This is a genomic window from Halegenticoccus tardaugens (assembly GCF_004116405.1).
Lineage (GTDB): Archaea > Halobacteriota > Halobacteria > Halobacteriales > Haloferacaceae > Halegenticoccus > Halegenticoccus tardaugens.
In genome coordinates this window covers 731569-751237 of record NZ_SDIC01000001.1, presented here as the reverse complement: position 1 = coordinate 751237, position 19669 = coordinate 731569, and the positions used below count along the sequence as shown (strand labels likewise).

The following is a 19669-nucleotide window of genomic DNA, read 5'->3' as shown; positions in this document are numbered from 1 at the left end:
CGCGGCGTCGGAACGTTCGGACGCTGGCGTGGACAGGAGCGACGTGGGGGCAGGAACGACGCGAGGACGGGAACGGCGCGGTCCTCAGTCCTTCGCCGGCGCGGGCCAGCGCGGCGTTTTGGGCGCCTCGATGCGTTCGACCTCCTCGGGGGACAGCGAGAGGTCGAGCGCGGCGACGTTCTCTTCGAGGTGATCGAGGCGGCGCGGGCCGACGATCGGCGCGTCCACGACGGGCTTGTGCAGCAGCCACGCCAGCGCCACCTGCGCCGGCGTCGCGTCCTTCGCCGCCGCGATCTCGCGGATCTCGGCCAGCACCTCCCAGTTCCCCTCGGTGAACCGATCGCGCGTGTACTCGTCCGTGTCCGCGCGCAACCCCTCCTCGACCTCCCCGTCGGGTTCGTACTTGCCGGTGAGGAAACCGCCGGCGAGCGGCGACCACGGGATGACGCCGACGTCCTCGCCCTCGCAGACCGGCAGGAGGTTCGCCTCCTCGTGGCGGTCGACCGCGTTGTACTCCGGTTGCATGCAGACGAACCGCTCGTACCCCTCGATGTCGCTCGTGTACAGCGCTCTGGTGAACTGGTAGGCGGTCATCGTGCTCGCGCCCACGTACCGTACCTTCCCGGCGTCGACGAGGTGCGACAGCGCCGAGAGCGTCTCCTCGATCGGCGTCGACTCGTCCCACCGGTGGATCTGATACAGGTCGATGTAGTCGGTGCCGAGGCGGTCCAGACTTCCCTCGACCTGATCGAGAACGTGCTTCCGCGACAACCCACCTCCGTTCGGACCGTCGCGCATCTCGCCGTACACCTTGGTCGCGATGACGAGTTCGCTCCGGTCGTACCCCTCGATGGCCTCGCCGACGATCTCCTCGCTCTCGCCGCGCGAGTAGACGTTCGCGGTGTCGAGGAAGTTGATCCCCAGATCGAGCGCCCGCCGGATCACCTCGACGCTCGCCTCCCGGTCGTTCATCATCCACTCCTCGCCCGACCCGAAGTTCATGCAGCCGAGACACAGCCGCGACACGTCGAGGCCCGTCGCACCAAGCTTCGTGTACTCCATGTCGATATCGCTCACGCGTTCGACGTCGACGGGACGGCGCAAAAACGTACGGCACCCGGCAGAACCGCGAAAGCGGCGAGAGGAAACCCTCAAGCCGTCGGGGGGAAGAGAGACGCACCATGTCGCCCCTCGACGCGATCCGTCGCCCCGAGTACACGGGCGAGCGCCGCTGCTGGCCGTGCACGGTCGTCAACGCCGCGATCGTCGCGGTCGTCGCGCTTCTCGTCGCGTTCGTCCGGCTTCCGGCCGCGCTCTTCGTGCTCGTCGCGGGGGGCGCGGCCATCGCCCTGCGGGGGTATGTCGTCCCCTACACCCCGCGGTTCGCCCCGGCGATCGCGGCGCGCCTGCCGTACGACTTCGGCCACGGCGACGAGCGCCGAACCTCCGACGCGCTCGCCGAGGGGGAACTCGACCCCGAACGCCTCGTCACGACGCTCGTCGATCGCGGCGTCTTCGTCGACGGGCAGGGGGGCGATCTCTTCCTGTCCGACGACTTCCGGGGGGACTGGGACTCGGAGACGGCGTCGCTTCGCGCCCTCTCGGACGGCGCGCTCGCCGACGCGGCGGCCGAGGCGTCGCCGACCGGCGTCGCCGGGCGCACCGAAGGGGAATGGATCGTCATCGACGCCGACGAGGGCGCGCCGGCGTGGCTGTCGCGACCCGTCGCGATCGCGGAGACGGCGGCCGTCAGCGCGCTGACGGCGCGCGGCCTCCCGACGGAGACGGCCGCCCGCGCGGCGACGCCGCTTCGGCTGTTCGTCGAGGCGTGCCCGGCCTGCGGCGGCGACGTGGTCGAAACCGCGATCGGAGACTGTTGCGGCGGCACCATGGGCATCTACGACACCCCCGGACGGGACGTGCTCGCCTGCGAGAGCTGCGAAGCCGTCGTCTACGAGTTCCCCGCCGAGTAGCGACGGCGCGCCGTCGTCTCGCGGAACCGGAAGGGGGAAGCCCACGACTTCAATCGTGGGCGACCGACATCTGACCCGGCGGCGCGTGTCGTCCGATCAGGATCTCCTGCGCCTCGACTTCTTCGAGCGCCGCGACGAGGCCGCCGACCTCGACGGTGCCCTCGTCCGTCTCGACCGTCATCGCCGCGACCTCCTCCGTGTCCTCGAAGGCGACGCTCACGACCTTCCCCTCGACGACGACCGAGTTGCCGGTTTCGACGTCGCGCCCCTTCACCGTCGCGTAGAACTCGTCGCCGAGTTCGCGGATGTCCTTCACGGCGCGGCGGATCGAGGCGTATCGGCGCGGGAACGGGCGGTGCTTGCCGTCGGCGGCCAGCACCTCCGCGGTCGTCCACAGCACCGTCGCGAAGTAGCTGGAGACGAGGAAACCGAGCGCGGAGCGGTTGAAGATGACGCCGTAGCGGTCTTGGTCGTCGCGGAGCGCGTCCTGCGTCGCGTAGACGGAGTACTCCCCGTCGGCGACCGCGAGCACCGGCGTCGTGATGCCGCGCCGGGCTCGGGCGATCGTACACACGCTGAGGTAGTCGAACTCGGCAGGGTCCGGCGCGCGACTCGCCGGCGTGACGAGCAGGTCGATGCTGACGCCGCCGTCGATGGCGGCCGCGAGGTCGTCGTAGAAGCGCCGGAGGAGATCCGGCGTGAGCGACAACACGAGTTCGTACTCGGCGTTGTCGATGACCTCCTCGATGTACCGGAGGATGGTCGAGCGCGACTTCACGAGCGAGACGGCCTCGGTGTCGCGCGCGGGGGCCGTGTAACGCGCCCCCAGCTCGTCGACGAGCTCCGTCAGCGACGACTGGATGTTGCCGAAGGCGTCCTCGGGGTCGACCGCGACGATCTTCATCGGCCGCGACTCGCGCAGTTCGACCAGCCCGCGGTCCGAGAGGCTCCGGACGGTGTCGTACACCCGCGGCTGCGGGATGTCCGTGTTGTCCGCGATCTCGCTCGCGGTCAGTTCGCCGTGTTCGAGCACCGCGAGATACGCGTCGATCTCGTACTCGCCGAGATTGAAGCGCTCGCCGACGCGCTCCATCGTGAACCGAAGGTCGTCTGCCATGGCTCATGCACGTATCCCACACCATTTGAGTTTACTGGAATCCGAGTAGCACCGGATTACGAAACCGGGTTGTACGGGTTACATGTACATCCGATCCTCGGGCACGTCCGTCTCGCGCGCTTCCATCCGGTTGGCCAGTTCGCCGTAGTACTGCTCGACTTCGGCCGCGAAATCTTCGAGAGGTGCGGCGTCGATGCCGAGCCCGTACACCGATTCGACGGTCTCCAGCAGCCGGATCGCGGCGTCCACGTCCGGGATCTGCGCGTGGACCGGGGTGACGTAGACGCAGACGCCGAGCGGGGACGAGAGGCCGCGCTCGACGAGCGCCGCGTTCGTCCCGTCGAGGAAGCCGTTCCCCATCGGCGGAACGTCCGCGTCGGCGAGGCGGTTTTCGCGGTAGTCGTCGGTCGCGATGTAGTACGTCCTGTGGTCCTCCGGCCCGTGGGGAACCGGGACGCCGGAGAGTATCGCGACCTCCTCGACGCCGTTCGCTTCCGTCCAGTCGAGGACGGCGTCGCTGAACCGCTTGCCGACGGACGCGGGGACGAACAGCTCGCCGACGAGCACGGTCACGTCGAGGTCGGGGCGGGAGAACAGCCGCGTGTGGTGGCGGGGTTTCCCGCCCTCGAACGGCGTGATCGACGGCAACTCGTCGACAGTGATGTGCCCCGTCTCCCGGAGGTCGAGGTGATCGACGAGGTAGTCGACGGCGGTCAGTCCCGCCAGTCCGAACGTCGAAAAGCCGGCGAGGAGCGTCCCGCTCGGAACCGCCTCGTGCGAGACGTGGAATTCGGGGGTGCGTCGGCCCGTCCAGAACATGCGCGGACTACTCCCGTCGACTCCTTAGCCGTTTTGCCACCCGCTCCGCGTCGGCCACTCTCCCGGTTTGCCGGCGCGGTCGACCGCGCTTCAGTCGTCCGGTTCTGACAGATCGTGACGGACCGACGACCGAAGAACAACGCTTTTTCGCGGGGCGCGTGAGGAGTAGTCCGATGGGTTCGGGAAGCGTTTGGGGCGCGGTCCGTTCGTCGGTCCTGCAAGCCGGGACGCCGGACGGCCGAACGCCGACCGAATCCGGCAATCGGACGACTTCCTCGGGCGACGGGAACGCGACCGCCACGTCCGGCGGAGGGAACGCGACTCCCGCGCCGGGCGACCGGTCGCCGCCCGGCAACGAGACCGCTGCGCCGGACGCCGCGACCCCGACTCCGACGCCGGGGAACGAGACGCCTCCGGGGAACGAGACGACGCCGCCGACGCCGGACGGCATCGAGGGGGCGGGCAACGAGTTCGCGCAGATCCTCCCGGAGATTCCGGGCGCGAAGCTCGTCGCGGCGCTGCTCGTCGTCGCGTTCGGTGTCTACCTCTCGAAGCTCGTCGTCCGACTGCTCGGCCGGCACGTCGCGAAGCGCTTCGAACGACAGAGCGTCGCGCAGACGGTGCTCCGCTCGATCAGGCTCGTGACGTTCCTGGTCGTGTGCACCTTCGCCGCGGGCATCTACGGCGTCTCGCTCAGCAACATCGTCCTCTCGGTGACGGTCTTTTCCGCCGTGGTCGGTATCATCCTCGCGCCGATCGTCGGGAGCATCGTGAGCGGCCTGTTCGTCCTCGCCGACCAGCCGTACGAGATCGGCGACATGATCGAACTCGACGACGGCCGGCGGGGGTTCGTCGAGGACATCACGCTCCGGTACACGAAGATCATCACCCTCGACAACACGCTCCTCACCCTCCCGAACTCGTCGATCCGCGAGCGCGACGTGATCAACCACTCGGCCGAGGACGAGCGGACGCGCGTCTCGCTCCCCCTGCTCGTCACGTACGAGTGCGACGTCGAGGCCGCGCGGCGGATCATGGAGCGGGCCGCCGGAAACTGCTCGGAGGTGATAGAGGGCGGTCCCGCGATCCGCATCGGAAACGCCCGGTACCCCGCGAAGCCGACCTGCTACATCGAGTCGTACGCCGACAACGGCGTGCTGTTGAACCTGCGGTACTGGGCGCGCGTTCCGTACAAGATCGGAACGGTGCAGTCGAGGGTACACGAGGAGATCTGGAAGCTGATCGACGAGACCGACGCCGACGTGGAGATGGCGTACCCCCACCAGCACCTCGTGTTCGACGAGACGAGCGGGCGGGTGCGGATGGAAGTGGAACGGCCGGAAGCGCCCGCGGAGCGCGTGGTGTTCGACGGCGACGGGGCGGAGAACGTCGGCGGCCGGAACGGCGGCGAGGCGGGCGACGACGGCGGCGGCGCGTAACTTCTCCGCCCGCGCGAGTCAGTCGGCCCGGACCGTTATCACCGTGCAGTCGAGCTTCTCCCGGAGGAACGACTCGACGTCTGGGTCGTCGAGGAACTTCCGGAGCATCCGCCGCCACCGGCCGGCCTGCTTCGATCCGATGACGACGATGTCGGCCTCCTCGGCCGCCGCCTCCTCGAGGATCGCCTCCTCGACGAGAAAGCCGCGTCGGACGACGTAGCGCGCCCGCGGCACGCGGCCGAACTCGGCCTCGACGGCCCGTTTGAGCGCGGTCCGCGTGACGCCGTGGCTGTTCTGGTACAGGTCCACGTGGAACACCGTCAGCTCCGCGCCCCGTTCCTTCGCGACGCGTATGGCCTCCGTGAGCGTTGCTTTCGAGTGATTCGACAGCGGATACCGTACGGGAACCACGACGAGCGTCATCGTTCGATGGTCCGTCCTCTCCGGTGTCAACTTTACCATGCGTTCGTCGGCCGGAAGACGGGAGTGTCGATCGATCAGGACGGTAGATTGCTCGCGACGGTCCGTTCGAACGAATCGTTCGACGACGCGAGACCGCCGGAGCGGCTACTCTTCGAGTTCGAAGGCGACCGTCACCTCCGCCTGATACTCCCGGTTCTCCACGCTCTTGAGCTCGACGCCGAGTTCGTCGACCTCGACCCAGTAGACGTTGTCGAGCGTCCGCTCCGCGCGGTCGATCGCGTCGTCGACGGCGTCGTCGAAACTGTCGTCGCTCCGCCCGATGAGGGTGATCTTCTTGTACACCATCGCGGCCGTTCGTACGTCGCACGGTTGTAAAAATCCACTCGCCGGGGTGTCGTCGGTTCGACGCTGCCCCGACGCGCTTCGCTCGCCGCCGAGCCTACGAACGCGCGCCGTCGAGCCGCGCGGCGACCGCGCCGACGACGTCGGTCAAGTGGGCGGCCCCCCACGCGGCGACGACGACCCCGCCGATTGCGTCGAAGACGAGATCGAGCATCGTGTCAGCCAGCCCGTACTGGGTCAACACCGCCTCCCCGCCGAGGAAGGCGGCCGCGACGCCGACGACGAACTCGATGACCTCCCAGAGGACGCCGAACGCGAGGACGAAAAGGAGGATGAACACGAACATGAACCGCCCGGGGAGGTGCACCGCGTCCGTGTGCAGGTCGATCGCGCGGGCGGTGGTGTAGCCGACCGCGGCGACGATGCTCGCGGAGAGCATGTGCGTGAGGTGATCCCACCACCAGACGGAGACGTAGAAGTTCTCCTCGGAGCCGGGCGCGCCCACGGTGCCGAGCGCGTGCAGGAAGACGGCCGTCGTGATCCACAGCGTCAGCCCGGCGTCCATCGGGATCTGGTAGTCGCGTTCGAGTACGGCCGGGAGGTACGTGATGGCCAGCGCGATACCGGCGTTGACGACGATCCCGAGGTCCCCCCGATCGAAGCCGATGAAGAGGAGGCCGACGAGCGAGAGCTGCATCGCCCGCGTCGCCTGCCGCTGTCGGCGCGCGGAGACGCCGAGGCGCTCGCGCACCCTCACGCCTCGCCCCCCAGTTCGTCGGGCAGCCGCTTTCTCGAGTCGGTTCGGCGGCGGAAGTAGTACTCGAAGAGGACCCCCGCGCCGACGCCGGAGGCGGTCGCGGCGACGAAATCGAGCATGAGCGCGGTTTCGATCTCCTCCTCGGGCCGCCCGTCGAGCAGGAACGACGTCCCGAGGTACAGATCCGAGAACCACTGCACGATGGCCCACACGCCCGCGGCGGCCATCGTCGCGATGACGACGAACAGCACGGCGAACGAGTAGTTCATGCGGACGGGGGTGAACACGTCGAGTTCGACCGCGACGATGAGCGCGACGGCCGCGACGGCGAAGTACGTCGAGACGCGCCCCGAGAGCGCGAACCCGCCGACCGTCTGGCCCGCGATGAGCGCGCGGCCGATGACCGGCAGCGACGCGAGGAGGAGCACCTCCCACGGGAGCATCGCCGACGGGTCGCGGTAGGCGACCGCCGGAACGACCGCGAGCGCCGCGACGACGAGGACGAAGCCGGCCCAGACCGGATCGTCGGTGAGGACTTCGACGACGGCCGTGACGCAGAGGAACGCGACGATCGCCCACCCGATTCCGGCGTTCACCCGTCGACTCTCGACCACGTCGCGCAACCCGTCACTCGACATGAGTCGCCGTACGGAACGGACTCATCAAAGCGTTTCGCCACGGGCCGCCCTCACGCGACGAGGTACGCCGCCGCGTACGCGAGGCCGGCGAGCGTCACCGCGGCCAGTCCGGTGAGGGCCGCCGAGGGAGCCTCGGGGATTTCGAGCGTCGGGCCCCGGAACGGTCGCACGCGCGGGACGACGCCGATCGCGCCGACGGCGAGCACGGAGAAGACGAACGGGTACGAGAGGTCGAGCGTCGGCGTCGGAATGAGGAGCACCGACGCCGCGTAGCCCAACCCGAGCGCCGCGCGGGGGTTCACCGCCGGGCGGATCGGCCGATCGGCGAGCCGGCAGTAGACGACGACCGCGGCCCAGATCGTCGCGAGTTCGACGGCGAACGCGCCGAGGAGGTGGACGGTCGGATCCGAGGCGAGCGCCACCCGCTCTACGAAAAGCGCCGCGTCGATGGGATAGAGCATCGCCGGCGGCTCGCCCGTCAGCAAGTCGCCGAACGGGTGGGAGGCGAGGCCGAAGAGCGCCGCGCCCGCGACCGCCGTCGGTCGGACGTGGGTCCGGCGGGCGACGACCTCGGCGACGACGACGGCCCCGACGCCGAACAGCGCCATCACCGCGCCGCCGAGCGGTCCGCTCGCGGCGGCCGCGATCGCGATCAGGGAGAGGACGAGCGCGGCGGCCGCGACCCGATCGGCCGTCGACCCGCCCCGACGCCCGCGAACGACGAGGAACGCGGCGAGGGCGACGAACGGGGCGACGACGAGCGAGTGGGTGATCCCCCGGTGGACGAGATTTCCCGCGGCCCAGAACGACGACGCGATCGCGAGGGCGTCTCCCCCCGCCGCGCCGACGACGCCGACGAGCGCGTAGCTCATGTCCACGTCGGGGAGCGCGGCGTACGCCGCCGCGACGGCGCCGAGGGCGAGCGCGCGCTCCCGCGACCGCCCGGAGCGGGCCGCGACGCTCGCGACGAGCGCGAACGCCAGGAGGGCGTGGCCGGCGAACATACCCGCCGGTTCGGGACGAAGCGAGATAAGTCGCGCGGCGAAGAACGATGAGAATCCGCGTTCGCGGGGGTACCGTGCCGTCCCGGTTCAGGCGGCGACGCCGTCGTCGGGCATGACGACCTCGTACTCGCCGCCGTCGTCGACGCCGATGATCGCCCACTCGTAGGACGGACTCGCCCCCCGCAGACGCTCGTAAAGCGCCCCCGTATACTCCTTCCACGTGACGAAACAGCGGAGCGGCGAATCGTCCCCGCGGCCGCCGTCGGTGAGGACGCGCTTCGCGGAGGCCGCGGCGTCGCCGTCCATCGCCGAGACGCGGACTGTACGCCACTTTCGCTCCGCGCGAAGCTCCGTCCCCTCGCCGGAGACGGCGTACCCGAGGCGTCTGAAGATGTCCCTGGCCTCCTCGACCGGTGGCATGGTAACAGGGGCCATGTACGTTTCTCTACCACACCCTCCGTGATAAACTTTGGCACGCCGGGCGAAAACCGGCCGTTCGGTCACTCGTGCGCCGCGTCCCACTCCTCGGGTTTTCTGATGTTGCCGCACACGTTGCACTCGATGCGGCCCATCGTGTCCATCGCGTTGTCGACCGTCTCGCAGTTGCCGCAGAGGTACCCCCATCGCGTCTCGCCCGCGTCGGTCGCGTAGACGACGAAAAACGGCGCTTTCGATCCCCGTTCGCCCGTCGCTCGATCGACGTACACCGCCGTGCCGTCCGCGGTGGCGTGTTCGAGTTCCATGACGGCGCGTACGAACGCCCGCACTATAAGCTACGTCCGGAAGCTTTCGCCGCACCCGCACTCGCTGACGACGTTCGGGTTCTCGACGTGAAAGCCCGCCGCCTGCAACCCGCCCTCGTAGTCGAGCGTACTGCCGCCGATGTAGTTGATGCTCGCCGGGTCGACGAACACCCGCAGTCCGTGGTGTTCCGTCACCGTGTCGTCCTCCTCCGGTTCGGTGTCGAAGCGCATCCCGTACGAGAGGCCGGCGCAGCCGCCCTGTTGGACGAACAGCCGGAGACCAGCGATCTCCGGATCCATGCCTTCGGACTCCAGAAGCGAGCGGGCCTGCTCGGCCGCCTCCCGGGTCACGTCGACCCGCGGTCCCGACTCGCTCTCGGCGGTTCCCGTGCTCATAGCCCGTAGTATCTCACGGAGCGTGTTAACTGTGACGCCGATCGCCGACGGAGCGGCTCGACGGACAGTAATAGTCGAAAACTGTCATATATGCCTCTAATCTTGTCGCTGTCGGAGAATACATAGTCTATATTTATGTTACTATTAGTAGATTACAGAAATACTGAAATTCAATATGCATTGCATAGAAGGGGGATCCGTCATGCGACGACGTGACTTCATCGGAGCACTTGCAGCACTTGGGATCACAGGTACCGCGAGCACGGCGGGGATGGCGAAGGAGGGCGCCGGCCCGGCCGCGACGAGCGCCGGATCGGCGTTCGAACGGATGGGCGTCGAGAACGTCATGGTGCTCATCGGCGACGGGATGGGCTTCGACCACATCGAGGTGACGGAGGAGGTCCACGGCCGGCTGGCGATGCAGGACATAAGGCACACCGGCCTCACGCAGACGGACTCGCGGAGCGGCGAGGTCACGGACTCCGCCGCGGCCGGCACGGCGCTCGCGACGGGGTTCATGGCGTACAACGGGCAGATCTCCGTCTACGGCGACGAGGAGAGCGAGGACGTCACCGACCTGACCACGATCCTCGAAGTCGCCGAGGCGCTCGACATGTCGACCGGCCTCGTCTCGACCTCGCGGATCACCCACGCCACGCCGGCCGTCTACGCGGCGCACAACTACGACCGCGGGAACGAAGAGGAGATCGCGGACGACATGATCGCGAGCGGCGCGGACGTCCTCCTCGGCGGGGGGACGGAGAAGTTCTCCGACGAGCAGCTCGAAACGGCCGAGGAGGAGGGGTACGAACTCCTCTCGGACGCCTCGGATCTCGCCGACGCGAGCGGCGAGAAGCTCCTCGGGCTCTTCTCGGAGAGCCACGTCCCGTACGCGCTCGACCGCGACGACTCCACGCCCGGCCTGCTCGACATGACCGAAGCCACCGTCTCCCACCTCGAAGCGGGCGACGAGGGGTTCTTCGCGATGGTCGAGGCGGCGCGGATCGACCACGCGGCGCACGGCAACGACGTCGCGGCGACGATCGGCGAGACCAAGGAGTTCGACGACGTCGTCGAGTTCGCGCTCGACTACGCGGCCGAGAACGAGGACACGCTCGTCATCGTCACCTCGGACCACGAGACGGGCGGGCTCGCCACCGGGAACGATTACGGCTCGCCGATCGAGACCGAAAAGATCGCCGACGCCGAGGCGAGCATCGAAACGATGGTCGAGGCGATCGAGGACGGCGGCGACGTCGCCGAGGTCGTCGAAGAGCACGCGCACGTCGAACTCACGGAGGAGGACCTCGCGTACGTCGAGGAACAGCGCGACGCCGACGACGAGTACGCCTTCAGCAACGCGCTCGGGGAGGTCATCTCCGACCACCTCGGGATCGCGTGGGCGTCGAACTTCCACACCGGCCCGGCGCAGACGGCGATGGCCTTCGGCCCCGGCGCGGAGTGGCTCCTCGGCTGGAACCACCACACGGACCTCTCGAAGAAGACGCTCGCGCTCATGCTGTTCGGCGACGACGAGGAGGAACTGCAGAGCGCCGCCGAGGACGCGCTGGCGCAGCACGCCGACGCGAACGCGACCGTCAGCCCGGACGAGGGGTACGAGATGCTGCTCGACCTCGTCGGCGAACCGGTCGGCGACGGCGTGCCGGCGGCGCTGGACGCGAACGGCGACGGCCTCGTCGACTACGGCGACGTGCTCGCGCTCCTCACGGGCGAGATGGGCGAGGAGCCGGACGAGTGCGAGCGGGAGGGCGGCGACGAAACCGAGACGCTCTCCGCGCCCGCGTAGAACCGATTCGGAGCCGGTGAGCGACGCGGGGGGCGACGAAACCGTTCGGATCGCCGAACGACGCGGAGAACGGCAAACCCTACTCGAACCGCCGTCGGACGCTCTCCGCGTGCGCTTCCAGCCCTTCCGCGTCCGCGAGCGTCGTGATCGTCTCCGAGAGGTTAGCGAGGGCGTCGCGGTCGAGCCGCTGGACCGTCGTCGAGCGCACGAACGCGTCCACCGACAGCCCGCCGTGGAGCTTCGCGCCGCCGTTCGTCGGAAGCACGTGGTTCGTGCCGGAGGCGTAATCGCCCGCCGCGACCGGCGTGTACGGTCCGAGGAAGACGCTGCCGGCGGAGTCGACGCGGTCGAGGAGCGCCTCGTCGTCGCGCGCCTGGATCGCGAGGTGCTCCGCCGCGTACTCCTCGGCGAACAGCACCGCCTCCGACATCGAGCGCGCGAGGAACACGCCGCTGGCGTCGTTGTCGAGCGCGGCCCGAATGACGTCGGCGCGGGCGCGGCCGTCGACCTGCGATTCGACCGCGGCGACGATCGCTTCTGCGACCTCGCGGTCGTCGGTGACGGCGACGACGGAGGCGTTCGCGTCGTGTTCGGCCTGCGCGACGAGTTCGGCCGCGACGAGCGTCGGGTCGGCCGAGTCGTCCGCGAGCACCAGCACCTCGCTCGGCCCCGCGAGGAAGTCGATCTCGACGTCGCCGCGGACCGCCGCCTTCGCGGCCGTGACCCACCGGTTGCCCGGCCCGACCACCTTCTGGACCGCGTTGATCGACTCGGTTCCGTACGCCAGCGCCGCGACGGCCTGCGCGCCGCCGACGCTGTAGACGGCGTCCGCGCCGGCCTCGTGGATGGCGGCGAGCGTCACCGGGTTGATGTTTTCCGCCGGGGGCGTGGCGACGGCGACGTGGTCGACGCCGGCGACCTTCGCGGGGATGACGCCCATGAGGGCGCTGGAGGGGTAGGCCGCCGTCCCGCCGGGCGCGTAGACGCCGACGCGTTCGAGCGGACGGAACCGCCGGCCGAGCTCCCGGCCGCCGAAGTCGTCGCGCCAGTCCTCGGGCACCTGCCGCTCGTGGAACTCGCGGACGTTCGCCGCCGCCGTCCGGATCGCCTCGCGCACGTCGTCGTCGATCGCGTCGTACGCGCGCTCGGCGTCGCTCGTGACGTCGAGGTTGCCGACCTCGACCCCGTCGAACTCCCGGCAGAACTCCCTGACCGCGACGTCCCCCTCGTCGCGGACGCGCGCTACGATCTCCCGCACGTCGCCGCGGACCGCCTCGACGCCGGCGTCGCGCTCGAAGAGGGCGGCGCGTTCGTCCGGTCCGAGATCCGCGATTTCCCGCACGTTCATGCCGCGGATTTCGCCCGGCGGCCGAAAAACGGTTTCCATCGACGGGGGACGCCTCCGCGCGCCGGCCGGATTCGACGGCGAACCGACGCCGGGCCGGCCGACGCCGCGCCGTCACCCGTCGGTGCCGGGCGCGTCCCAGACGCCCTCCGCGGCGTCCATGAGGTTCACGATCGCGACGTGCGGAAGCGTCAGCGCGGCGACGAGCACCAGGTAGAGCGCGACGAGTCCCGCGAGGTCGCCGCCGGGCGGTCGCGGGACGGCCCACGCGAGCGCGACGAGGAGCGCCAGCGAGACCGCCGTCAACGGCGTCGCCTCGCGAACGAACCGGCGAGCCGCGGACGGAACCGCGCTCTCGGCCGCGCCGTCCGCATCGGAGTCGGCGGCCGGGGGCGTGAGGGACACCAGCCGAACGACGTGTCTGAGCGAGTGCCAGACGCAGAAGTACCAGCCGACGGCGAGGATCGGCGGTACGACGAGGAAGTACGCCCACAACAGGCCCGTCTCGACGGCGTCGACGGTCCACCCCGCGCGCCCGTCGGCGTCGCGCCGGCGGTAGCCGACGGCGACCGAGACGGCGGTGACGGCCGCGAACGCCGCGCCGAGCGCGAGCCGCGTCGCGGGCGCGAAGAGCCATCCGAGGTGGACGGCGGCCGCGGGGTCGAACAGTCCGACGAGCGACGACGCGACGAACCGGTACTGCGCCGGAAACGCGAGGAGTGGGACGAGCATCGGCAACCCGCCCCGGACGAGGACCGTCAGGCCGCGCTGCGTCCGCGTCCGGAGGTGGTCCGCGCCGACGAACGCGAGGAGCGAGTAGAGGTCGCCCTGTCCCCAGTGGACCCACGCGAGGAGGACGAACGACGCGAACGCGGCGGTCGGCGCGACGAACCACGCGGCCGCGTACGCACCGCCGAGAACGAGGTACGACACTCCGACGAGCGCGATTCGGCGCGGGGTCGGCCGCGTCCCACGAGCGCGCCACAGGGCGAGGTGGTCCGCGGCTCCGTGCGGGAGGCCGAAGAGCAGGGCGCTCGCGACGAGCGGCGCGTACTGGTACGCGATCGGAAGATCCGCGCCGACCGCGAACGCCGCGACGAGGACGGCGACTGAGCCCCACACCGGGTAGTAGGCGAGCCGGACGACCGCCGACCGATCCGTCGCCGCGGGGGCGAGCGCCGCTACCGCCATCGGTCGACCACCCACAGGAACAGGAGGAGCCCCTGGACGATGAACGCGTTCGTCGCGAGGAAGAACGCCGCCTCCTCGACCGGAAGCCCGGCGATCGACACGCCGGTCGTGTACCGCGGCGAGAGCCGCCAGATGCCGAGCCCGATGGCGAACCGGTCGGCGAGACAGAGGTACGCGGTCGGGGCGAGCACGCCGAGGGCGACCGTCCGGCGGTGCCGGAAGAGGTACGGCCAGCCGAACCCCCACTGGAGCGCGAAAACGGGCGCGGCCCACAGGAGGATAGACCCGAGGTAGAACGTTGGATCGCCCCGGAGCAGGAACGCGCCGACCGCCCCCATGGAAGCGCCGGCGAGTACCCCGACGACGCGCCTCGGGAACGGGATCGAAAGCTCCGGATCGGAAGCGAACGACCGGCCGCGAGCTTCGCGTATCCGAGCGGTCCAGAGCCCCGTCAACGCCGACTGGAGGACGATGAAGACGTACTCCTCGACGGGCGCGTGCCACACTCGTCCGGTGACGGTCCCCGAACCGTACGACCAGACGCCCTTCGAGACGAGGTAGTTGTCCCACGGCGTCGTGTAGACGAGTCCGATTGCGGCGAGGAGCGCGATCCCGACCCGGACGCGACCGGCCGACCGAACGATCGACGGCGGGCGGAGGGCGAAAAGCGCCAGCGTCGGCGGGAGCACGAACAGCGCGAGAAATTCGAAGTACGTGAGTGACGTGATCATCTTCGGCGGCCCCGTGGTCGTCCTCTCCGACGGGTGGCCGTCGGTCGTCGACCGACGACGAGCGGGGACCGTCTCGTCACCGGCGACGCGATCGATGCGGAGCTACGCCGTCGGAGCGGCCGTGGGGGCGCGGGCTTCGGCGAGCACCGACCGGCTCCGCAGCAGGAGCACGCCGAACCCGACCTTCGCCGAGAGGTCGAGGATCATGAACGCCGCGGTCTCCCAGTACAGCGGGAGGACGCCGATGGTTCCCTCGGTCCCGAGGATCCACACGACGGGGTACAGCAGCCACAGCGCGATGACGAGGTTGCGGAGCGTGCCGAACAGCGACCGAACCTCGCCGGATTTGGTGCGGGCCTGTTCGGACAGCGTCCCGACGAGGACGTACAGCAGCACGAGCAACGCGCCGGTGCTGATTCCCCACCAGAGGATGCGGTACGACGCGACCGTGGTGAACGTCGCGATGGCCCCCGTCGCGATCATGAACACGTCGAGGCCGACGAGCGTCGCGATCGTGTTCCGATTCGCACCCGCGAGGAGCGCGAGATCGAGGAGCAAAAGCGGCGTCGTGAACAGCCAGTCCGCGTACCGCGCCCAGTAGATTTCGAGCGCCTGTCCGTTCACCGTGACCTCGGTCAGGCCGAATCCGGTCGCCATCGCGAGGTACATCGCGGCCGCGATCGTCGTGATGAAGATCGTGATGATGTAAAACTCCTGCATCTTCGCGTCGCGGACGCCGCGACCTTTCCCGACGAAGTACAGCGTTCCGATGGTCATTCCGATGGTACCGATCCACAGCCAGAGCGATTCGGGCCCTACTGTTGCCATAACATGAGTTCTTAGTACCGCACAGGCATAATAATATTGGAAATCTTACATAATTCGGGACTATCTCCGCGTATTTATAATCGGTTAGACATTACCGCGGTGCGAGACGTGCGACCCCGGCGATTCCGGCGGGGAACGTGCAGTTCCGGCGTCGTTCGGGCCGTGAGAGACGATTGCCGGGAGCGAGAGCGCGCACCCGGACACAAGTGTTACAGCTGGAACTTCGTCGAACCGGTCGGTTACCGAATCAACGGCTATATCACGACGATTCGAGATACGGAGCAGTAAGGCCGCGCGGGTGCGGCGCGAAGACCATGGAAACGGACACACAGATCGAGGACGAGATCGCGCGTGCGATGCTGTCGGAGTCGCCGTACGAACGCCTCCGGATGCGGCGGTTCAGCTACTTCAAGCAGTCGATCCCGCGGAAGTTGGCGTGGCAGAGCGGACTGCTCGTCCTGTTGGCGCTCGTCCTCCCGATCGCGGCGACGCTGCCGCCGGCGGTCAAGGCGTCGTTCTCGGGCGGGAGCGTCCTCGCCGCGTCGCCGAAGATCGCGCTGTTGGGCGCGTTCGCGGCCGTCATCGAGATCGGGACCGCCGGCTGTCTCGGCGGCGTCGCGCTCCGGCGGCTTCGGCTCGAACCGACGCTCACGGAGCGACAGGCGCGGACCCTCTTGAACCTCGAAGACGTCGCCTCCATGGTCGGTCTCGTCACCGGCGGGTTCGCCGTCCTGCTGACGAACGCCTTCTTCCTGCTCGGCCACGGCGGCGCCGCGACCGTCGCGGCGTACGTCGACGCCGGCGGGCAGAACCCGTTCGGTTCCTCCGAGGTCGGCGTCTCCGTCGCCGGGGTGTCCATCGTCGCCGCCGTCGCGGCGGTCGTCGTCTACGGGGGGAGCCGGTACCTCGCCGGACGACTGTGCGACCTGCCGCGCTGACGAGTCTTGGATCCGCTCTCCCTCGCGCCCTATCGGTCACTTCTCGATCCGGTTCACGCCGACCGCGGAGAGGGTGGCGCGGACGAACAGATAGACGACGAGGAGGAACGCGCTCGCGACGACCGGCGCGGCGATGAGCTGCGAGACGCGGAATGGGAGAAAGATTCGCGTCGTTCCGAGGAGCAGAAAGCTCAGGAGAACGAGGCCGAACGCGAGAAGCGAGAGCCGGACGAACTGCGAGCGGTCCATGGCGGACTCTGCCCGTCGAGTGACATGGGCGTTGCGCTCGATCGAGGCGGCTCGCATCCGACGGTACGCCCCGGTGTCGGCCGGTATCAGGCGGGTGGTTGACCAGCGGGAACCGTCATTCGAGGTCGAAGCGATCGAGGCTCATCACCTTGTTCCACGCGTCCACGAAGTCGCGCACGAATTTCTCCTCGGCGTCGTCGCTTCCGTAGACCTCCGCGATGGCTCGAAGCCGGGAGTTCGACCCGAAGACGAGGTCCACGCGAGTTCCCCTCCACTCGACTTCGCCCGTTTCACGGTCGCGCAGCTCGTAAATTTCTTGGGCTTCGGGGGACGCTTCCCACTCCACGATATCTCGGGATTCCGAGGCCGCTTCCCACTCGTAGTCCATGTCGAGCAGGTTCACGAAGAAGTCGTTGGTCAACGTCCCCGGCCGGTCGGTGAAGACGCCGAGGTCGGACCCCTGGTAGTTCGCGTTCAGCGCGCGCATGCCGCCGACCAGCACCGTCATCTCGGAAGCTGTCAGCGTCAGGAGGTCGGCCTTGTCGACCAGCAACTCCTCCGCCGAGCGGTCGTGCTCGTCACCGAGGTAGTTGCGGAACCCGTCGGCTTTCGGTTCGAGCGCGTCGAACGAGTCGACGTCGGTCTGTTCCTGCGTGGCGTCGGCACGGCCCGGTTCGAACGGCACGTCCACGTCGTACCCGGCGTCCCTCGCCGCCCGCTCGACGGCTGCGCAGCCGCCCAGCACGATCAGGTCGGCGAGCGAGACTCTCGTTCCGTCGGACCGCGAGCCGTTGAAGTCCTCCCGAATCCCCTCCAGGGTTTCCAGCACGGTCGCCAGCTGCTCCGGCTCGTTCACCTCCCAGGTCTTCTGCGGTTCGAGTCGGATGCGGGCCCCGTTCGCGCCGCCGCGCTTGTCGCTGTCGCGGTACGTCGACGCCGACGCCCAGGCGGTCTTGACCAGTTCGGAGACGGATAGTTCCGAAGCGAGGATCGTCTCCTTGAGCGCGGCGATCTCTTCGTCCCCGATCAGTTCGTGGTTGACGTCGGGGACGGGGTCCTGCCACAGCATCTCCTCTTCCGGAACTTCCGGGCCGAGGAACCGGGACGGCGGGCCCATGTCGCGGTGGATCAGCTTGTACCACGCCTTCGCGAAGGCCTCCTGGAACTCGTCGGGGTTCTCCCGGAAGCGCTCGACGATCGCCCGGTAGTCCGGGTCTCGCTTCAGGGCGATGTCCGTCGTCAGCATCATCACGTCTTCCTTCTCCGACGGATCCTCGGCGCCCGGCGCGGCGCCGTCGAGTTCGCCGTTCTGCGTGGTCCACTGCCACGCACCGCCGGGACCCTTTTCCGGCCACCACTTGTAGTCGAGCAGGTTGTCGAGGTAGCCCGTGTCCCACTGGGTCGGCGTGGCGTTCCACGGCCCCTCGATCCCGCTGGTGATCGTGTCGGCCCCCTTGCCGGAGCCGTGGCTACTCTCCCAGCCGAGGCCCTGCTGGTCGATGGGGGCCGCCTCGGGCTCGGGGCCGACGTGCTCGTCGGGATCGGCGGCGCCGTGGACCTTTCCGAACGTGTGTCCGCCGGCGATGAGCGCGGCCGTTTCCTCGTCGTTCATCGCCATCCGGCCGAACGACTCTCGAATCCGTTCTGCCGACTTCTCCGGATCCGGCTCGCCGTCCGGTCCCTCCGGATTCACGTAGATGAGACCCATCACGGTGGCGGCGAGCGGCTCCTCGAGCCCCCCGTCGCCGTCGAAGCGCTCGGACGCTTCCCACTCGTCCTCGGGCCCCCAGTCGACGGCCTCGTCGGGCTCGAAGGCGTCCTCGCGCCCGCCGGCGAAACCGAACGTCTCGAATCCCATCGACTCCAGGGCGACGTTCCCGGCCAGGACTATCAGGTCGGCCCACGAGAGTTTGCGGCCGTACTTCTGCTTGACCGGCCAGAGCAGCCGCCGAGCCTTGTCGAGGTTCGCGTTGTCGGGCCAACTGTTGAGGGGCGCGAAGCGTTGTGTGCCGCCGGACGCGCCGCCGCGGCCGTCGCTGGTGCGGTACGTGCCGGCGCTGTGCCACGCCATCCGAATGAAGAGCGGCCCGTAGTGGCCGTAGTCAGCCGGCCACCAGTCCTGCGACGTCGTCATCACCGCTTCGACGTCCGCCTTCACGGCGTCGAGGTCGAGCGTCTCGAACTCCTCGGCGTAATCGAACTCCTCGCCCATCGGATCGACCCGGCGAGCGTTCTGATCCAGGGTATCCAACTGCAGCTGATTCGGCCACCACTCCTGATTGGACCTATTCATCACCGGGGACTTGTTGCTCTCGCATGTTAAGATTGTCTCCTTCGATGAAGTCTTGGCGATAGCCCAAGAAATCTATCGAGCTTGTGAAAACCCGATATAGGTGCATATTCATGTATTTAAATCTATACTCATATTATGTTCAAAATAAGCATCCGAACACTATCGGCGAGAATCCACTGATAGATTCGGTGAAAGTAAGGCGGACTGAAGGGTGAGCATCCGGCGACCAAGAGGTCCGAAGGACCCGGCAGGTCGCCGGTTCACTCGCGCGAACTGACGTGAGCGCGAGGCCAAGGAAGGCGAAGCCCCTGACGCAGGCTTTTGGTCGAGCTTTTACCGAGCGAGCCGCAGGCTCGCGCAGCGTAAAAGGTCGATGTGCGCCCGGAACACTAACGACCGGCGTCACCCCTGGCTGCGTGCCGAGTCGGCCGGGAAACCCTCGTGCCGGGCGTTCCGCAGTCGGTGGCGGACGGCACCCACGGTCGCGCGCGCGACCGCGACTGTCGCGTGCTCGGGTTCGCCGCGCGGTCATCGCTCCCGTGGCGGGAGAACTCGGGCGGGGACAAAGGCACGCCTCCGAACGTAGGAATCGGACGCATATACTGGTTTCGTACCGTTCCCGGTCGCCCGTCGGCG

Annotated in this window: 21 protein-coding genes; 4 read left to right on the top strand and 17 right to left on the bottom strand. The window is 68.7% G+C overall.

What is annotated here, in order from left to right; genetic code table 11:
* Nucleotides 1–84: 84 nt before the first annotated feature.
* Nucleotides 85–1062: an aldo/keto reductase gene (locus C3L37_RS03960; protein ID WP_129113402.1), complete on the bottom strand. Its 978-nt coding sequence runs from the start codon at nucleotides 1060–1062 to the stop codon at nucleotides 85–87.
* Nucleotides 1063–1181: 119 nt separating this feature from the next.
* Here C3L37_RS03960 and C3L37_RS03955 point away from each other — a divergent pair, with 119 nt between their 5' ends.
* Nucleotides 1182–1973, top strand: a complete 792-nt coding sequence (locus C3L37_RS03955) for a hypothetical protein (protein ID WP_129113309.1) — start codon at nucleotides 1182–1184, stop codon at nucleotides 1971–1973.
* Between the two features lie 49 nt (nucleotides 1974–2022).
* On the opposite strand, the gene trmB is transcribed toward C3L37_RS03955, so the two are convergent.
* Both trmB and C3L37_RS03945 read right to left on the bottom strand, forming a co-directional pair.
* Nucleotides 2023–3090 (bottom strand): HTH-type sugar sensing transcriptional regulator TrmB, encoded by a 1068-nt coding sequence (gene trmB / locus C3L37_RS03950; RefSeq protein ID WP_129113308.1) that lies wholly within the window; start codon nucleotides 3088–3090, stop codon nucleotides 2023–2025.
* 78 nt (nucleotides 3091–3168) lie between these two features.
* Nucleotides 3169–3909, bottom strand: coding sequence for a proteasome assembly chaperone family protein (locus C3L37_RS03945; protein WP_129113307.1), 741 nt, complete (start codon nucleotides 3907–3909; stop codon nucleotides 3169–3171).
* Nucleotides 3910–4082: 173 nt separating this feature from the next.
* Here C3L37_RS03945 and C3L37_RS03940 point away from each other — a divergent pair, with 173 nt between their 5' ends.
* Nucleotides 4083–5348, top strand: a complete 1266-nt coding sequence (locus tag C3L37_RS03940; protein WP_129113306.1) for a mechanosensitive ion channel domain-containing protein — start codon at nucleotides 4083–4085, stop codon at nucleotides 5346–5348.
* A gap of 18 nt (nucleotides 5349–5366) precedes the next feature.
* Here the strand turns inward: C3L37_RS03940 and C3L37_RS03935 are convergent, their stop codons facing one another.
* The 8 genes from C3L37_RS03935 to C3L37_RS03900 form a co-directional block, all read right to left on the bottom strand.
* On the bottom strand, nucleotides 5367–5771 hold the full coding sequence (locus tag C3L37_RS03935; RefSeq protein WP_129113305.1) for a universal stress protein: 405 nt from the start codon (nucleotides 5769–5771) through the stop codon (nucleotides 5367–5369).
* Nucleotides 5772–5915: 144 nt separating this feature from the next.
* Nucleotides 5916–6116 carry a dodecin gene (locus tag C3L37_RS03930; protein ID WP_129113304.1) on the bottom strand — a complete coding sequence of 67 codons (201 nt, stop codon included), beginning with the start codon at nucleotides 6114–6116 and terminating at the stop codon, nucleotides 5916–5918.
* A gap of 94 nt (nucleotides 6117–6210) precedes the next feature.
* Nucleotides 6211–6870, bottom strand: coding sequence for a hypothetical protein (locus C3L37_RS03925; protein ID WP_129113303.1), 660 nt, complete (start codon nucleotides 6868–6870; stop codon nucleotides 6211–6213).
* On the bottom strand, nucleotides 6867–7508 hold the full coding sequence (locus tag C3L37_RS03920; protein ID WP_129113302.1) for a hypothetical protein: 642 nt from the start codon (nucleotides 7506–7508) through the stop codon (nucleotides 6867–6869). The genes C3L37_RS03925 and C3L37_RS03920 overlap by 4 nt, the downstream gene beginning before the upstream one ends.
* Nucleotides 7509–7558: 50 nt before the next feature.
* Nucleotides 7559–8512 (bottom strand): metal-dependent hydrolase, encoded by a 954-nt coding sequence (locus C3L37_RS03915; RefSeq protein WP_129113301.1) that lies wholly within the window; start codon nucleotides 8510–8512, stop codon nucleotides 7559–7561.
* An 87-nt stretch (nucleotides 8513–8599) separates the two neighbouring features.
* Nucleotides 8600–8947 carry a DUF7116 family protein gene (locus C3L37_RS03910; RefSeq protein ID WP_129113300.1) on the bottom strand — a complete coding sequence of 116 codons (348 nt, stop codon included), beginning with the start codon at nucleotides 8945–8947 and terminating at the stop codon, nucleotides 8600–8602.
* 65 nt (nucleotides 8948–9012) lie between these two features.
* Nucleotides 9013–9255 carry a DUF5816 domain-containing protein gene (locus tag C3L37_RS03905; protein WP_129113299.1) on the bottom strand — a complete coding sequence of 81 codons (243 nt, stop codon included), beginning with the start codon at nucleotides 9253–9255 and terminating at the stop codon, nucleotides 9013–9015.
* 30 nt (nucleotides 9256–9285) lie between these two features.
* Nucleotides 9286–9651, bottom strand: a complete 366-nt coding sequence (locus C3L37_RS03900; protein WP_129113298.1) for a HesB/IscA family protein — start codon at nucleotides 9649–9651, stop codon at nucleotides 9286–9288.
* Between the two features lie 202 nt (nucleotides 9652–9853).
* Here C3L37_RS03900 and C3L37_RS03895 point away from each other — a divergent pair, with 202 nt between their 5' ends.
* Nucleotides 9854–11458 carry an alkaline phosphatase gene (locus tag C3L37_RS03895; protein WP_164974652.1) on the top strand — a complete coding sequence of 535 codons (1605 nt, stop codon included), beginning with the start codon at nucleotides 9854–9856 and terminating at the stop codon, nucleotides 11456–11458.
* Nucleotides 11459–11537: 79 nt separating this feature from the next.
* Here the strand turns inward: C3L37_RS03895 and hisD are convergent, their stop codons facing one another.
* The 4 genes from hisD to C3L37_RS03875 form a co-directional block, all read right to left on the bottom strand.
* Entirely contained in the window at nucleotides 11538–12806 is a 1269-nt protein-coding gene (gene hisD, locus C3L37_RS03890; protein ID WP_129113296.1) for a histidinol dehydrogenase, read from the bottom strand.
* 111 nt (nucleotides 12807–12917) lie between these two features.
* Nucleotides 12918–13994: a Brp/Blh family beta-carotene 15,15'-dioxygenase gene (locus tag C3L37_RS03885; RefSeq protein ID WP_129113295.1), complete on the bottom strand. Its 1077-nt coding sequence runs from the start codon at nucleotides 13992–13994 to the stop codon at nucleotides 12918–12920.
* Nucleotides 13985–14725: a lycopene cyclase domain-containing protein gene (locus C3L37_RS03880; RefSeq protein ID WP_129113294.1), complete on the bottom strand. Its 741-nt coding sequence runs from the start codon at nucleotides 14723–14725 to the stop codon at nucleotides 13985–13987. The genes C3L37_RS03885 and C3L37_RS03880 overlap by 10 nt, the downstream gene beginning before the upstream one ends.
* 102 nt (nucleotides 14726–14827) lie before the next feature.
* Nucleotides 14828–15553: a bacteriorhodopsin gene (locus tag C3L37_RS03875; protein ID WP_129113293.1), complete on the bottom strand. Its 726-nt coding sequence runs from the start codon at nucleotides 15551–15553 to the stop codon at nucleotides 14828–14830.
* A 314-nt stretch (nucleotides 15554–15867) separates the two neighbouring features.
* On the opposite strand from C3L37_RS03875, the gene C3L37_RS03870 reads away from it, so the two are divergent.
* The gene (locus tag C3L37_RS03870) at nucleotides 15868–16491 is read left to right on the top strand and encodes a hypothetical protein (protein WP_129113292.1); all 624 of its coding nucleotides are present in this window, start codon (nucleotides 15868–15870) and stop codon (nucleotides 16489–16491) included.
* Between the two features lie 36 nt (nucleotides 16492–16527).
* Here the strand turns inward: C3L37_RS03870 and C3L37_RS03865 are convergent, their stop codons facing one another.
* Complete coding sequence (locus C3L37_RS03865) at nucleotides 16528–16740, bottom strand: hypothetical protein (protein WP_129113291.1); 213 nt, start codon at nucleotides 16738–16740, stop codon at nucleotides 16528–16530.
* 115 nt (nucleotides 16741–16855) lie between these two features.
* Nucleotides 16856–19036: a catalase/peroxidase HPI gene (gene katG / locus C3L37_RS03860; RefSeq protein ID WP_267195300.1), complete on the bottom strand. Its 2181-nt coding sequence runs from the start codon at nucleotides 19034–19036 to the stop codon at nucleotides 16856–16858.
* Between the last annotated feature and the right edge of the window lie 633 nt (nucleotides 19037–19669).

Excerpts from the sequence above, each read along its gene's own strand:
- C3L37_RS03915 (WP_129113301.1), bottom strand. The coding sequence starts at position 8,512 with ATGTTCGCCGGCCACGCCCTCCTGGCGTTCGCGCTCGTCGCGAGCGTC.
- C3L37_RS03955 (WP_129113309.1), top strand. The coding sequence starts at position 1,182 with ATGTCGCCCCTCGACGCGATCCGTCGCCCCGAGTACACGGGCGAGCGC.
- C3L37_RS03900 (WP_129113298.1), bottom strand. The coding sequence starts at position 9,651 with ATGAGCACGGGAACCGCCGAGAGCGAGTCGGGACCGCGGGTCGACGTG.
- C3L37_RS03940 (WP_129113306.1), top strand. The coding sequence starts at position 4,083 with ATGGGTTCGGGAAGCGTTTGGGGCGCGGTCCGTTCGTCGGTCCTGCAA.
- C3L37_RS03885 (WP_129113295.1), bottom strand. The coding sequence starts at position 13,994 with ATGGCGGTAGCGGCGCTCGCCCCCGCGGCGACGGATCGGTCGGCGGTC.
- C3L37_RS03935 (WP_129113305.1), bottom strand. The coding sequence starts at position 5,771 with ATGACGCTCGTCGTGGTTCCCGTACGGTATCCGCTGTCGAATCACTCG.
- C3L37_RS03870 (WP_129113292.1), top strand. The coding sequence starts at position 15,868 with ATGGAAACGGACACACAGATCGAGGACGAGATCGCGCGTGCGATGCTG.
- C3L37_RS03945 (WP_129113307.1), bottom strand. The coding sequence starts at position 3,909 with ATGTTCTGGACGGGCCGACGCACCCCCGAATTCCACGTCTCGCACGAG.
- hisD (WP_129113296.1), bottom strand. The coding sequence starts at position 12,806 with ATGAACGTGCGGGAAATCGCGGATCTCGGACCGGACGAACGCGCCGCC.
- C3L37_RS03905 (WP_129113299.1), bottom strand. The coding sequence starts at position 9,255 with ATGGAACTCGAACACGCCACCGCGGACGGCACGGCGGTGTACGTCGAT.
- C3L37_RS03960 (WP_129113402.1), bottom strand. The coding sequence starts at position 1,062 with ATGGAGTACACGAAGCTTGGTGCGACGGGCCTCGACGTGTCGCGGCTG.
- C3L37_RS03910 (WP_129113300.1), bottom strand. The coding sequence starts at position 8,947 with ATGGCCCCTGTTACCATGCCACCGGTCGAGGAGGCCAGGGACATCTTC.
- C3L37_RS03930 (WP_129113304.1), bottom strand. The coding sequence starts at position 6,116 with ATGGTGTACAAGAAGATCACCCTCATCGGGCGGAGCGACGACAGTTTC.
- trmB (WP_129113308.1), bottom strand. The coding sequence starts at position 3,090 with ATGGCAGACGACCTTCGGTTCACGATGGAGCGCGTCGGCGAGCGCTTC.
- C3L37_RS03895 (WP_164974652.1), top strand. The coding sequence starts at position 9,854 with ATGCGACGACGTGACTTCATCGGAGCACTTGCAGCACTTGGGATCACA.
- C3L37_RS03920 (WP_129113302.1), bottom strand. The coding sequence starts at position 7,508 with ATGTCGAGTGACGGGTTGCGCGACGTGGTCGAGAGTCGACGGGTGAAC.
- C3L37_RS03875 (WP_129113293.1), bottom strand. The coding sequence starts at position 15,553 with ATGGCAACAGTAGGGCCCGAATCGCTCTGGCTGTGGATCGGTACCATC.
- C3L37_RS03865 (WP_129113291.1), bottom strand. The coding sequence starts at position 16,740 with ATGGACCGCTCGCAGTTCGTCCGGCTCTCGCTTCTCGCGTTCGGCCTC.
- C3L37_RS03880 (WP_129113294.1), bottom strand. The coding sequence starts at position 14,725 with ATGATCACGTCACTCACGTACTTCGAATTTCTCGCGCTGTTCGTGCTC.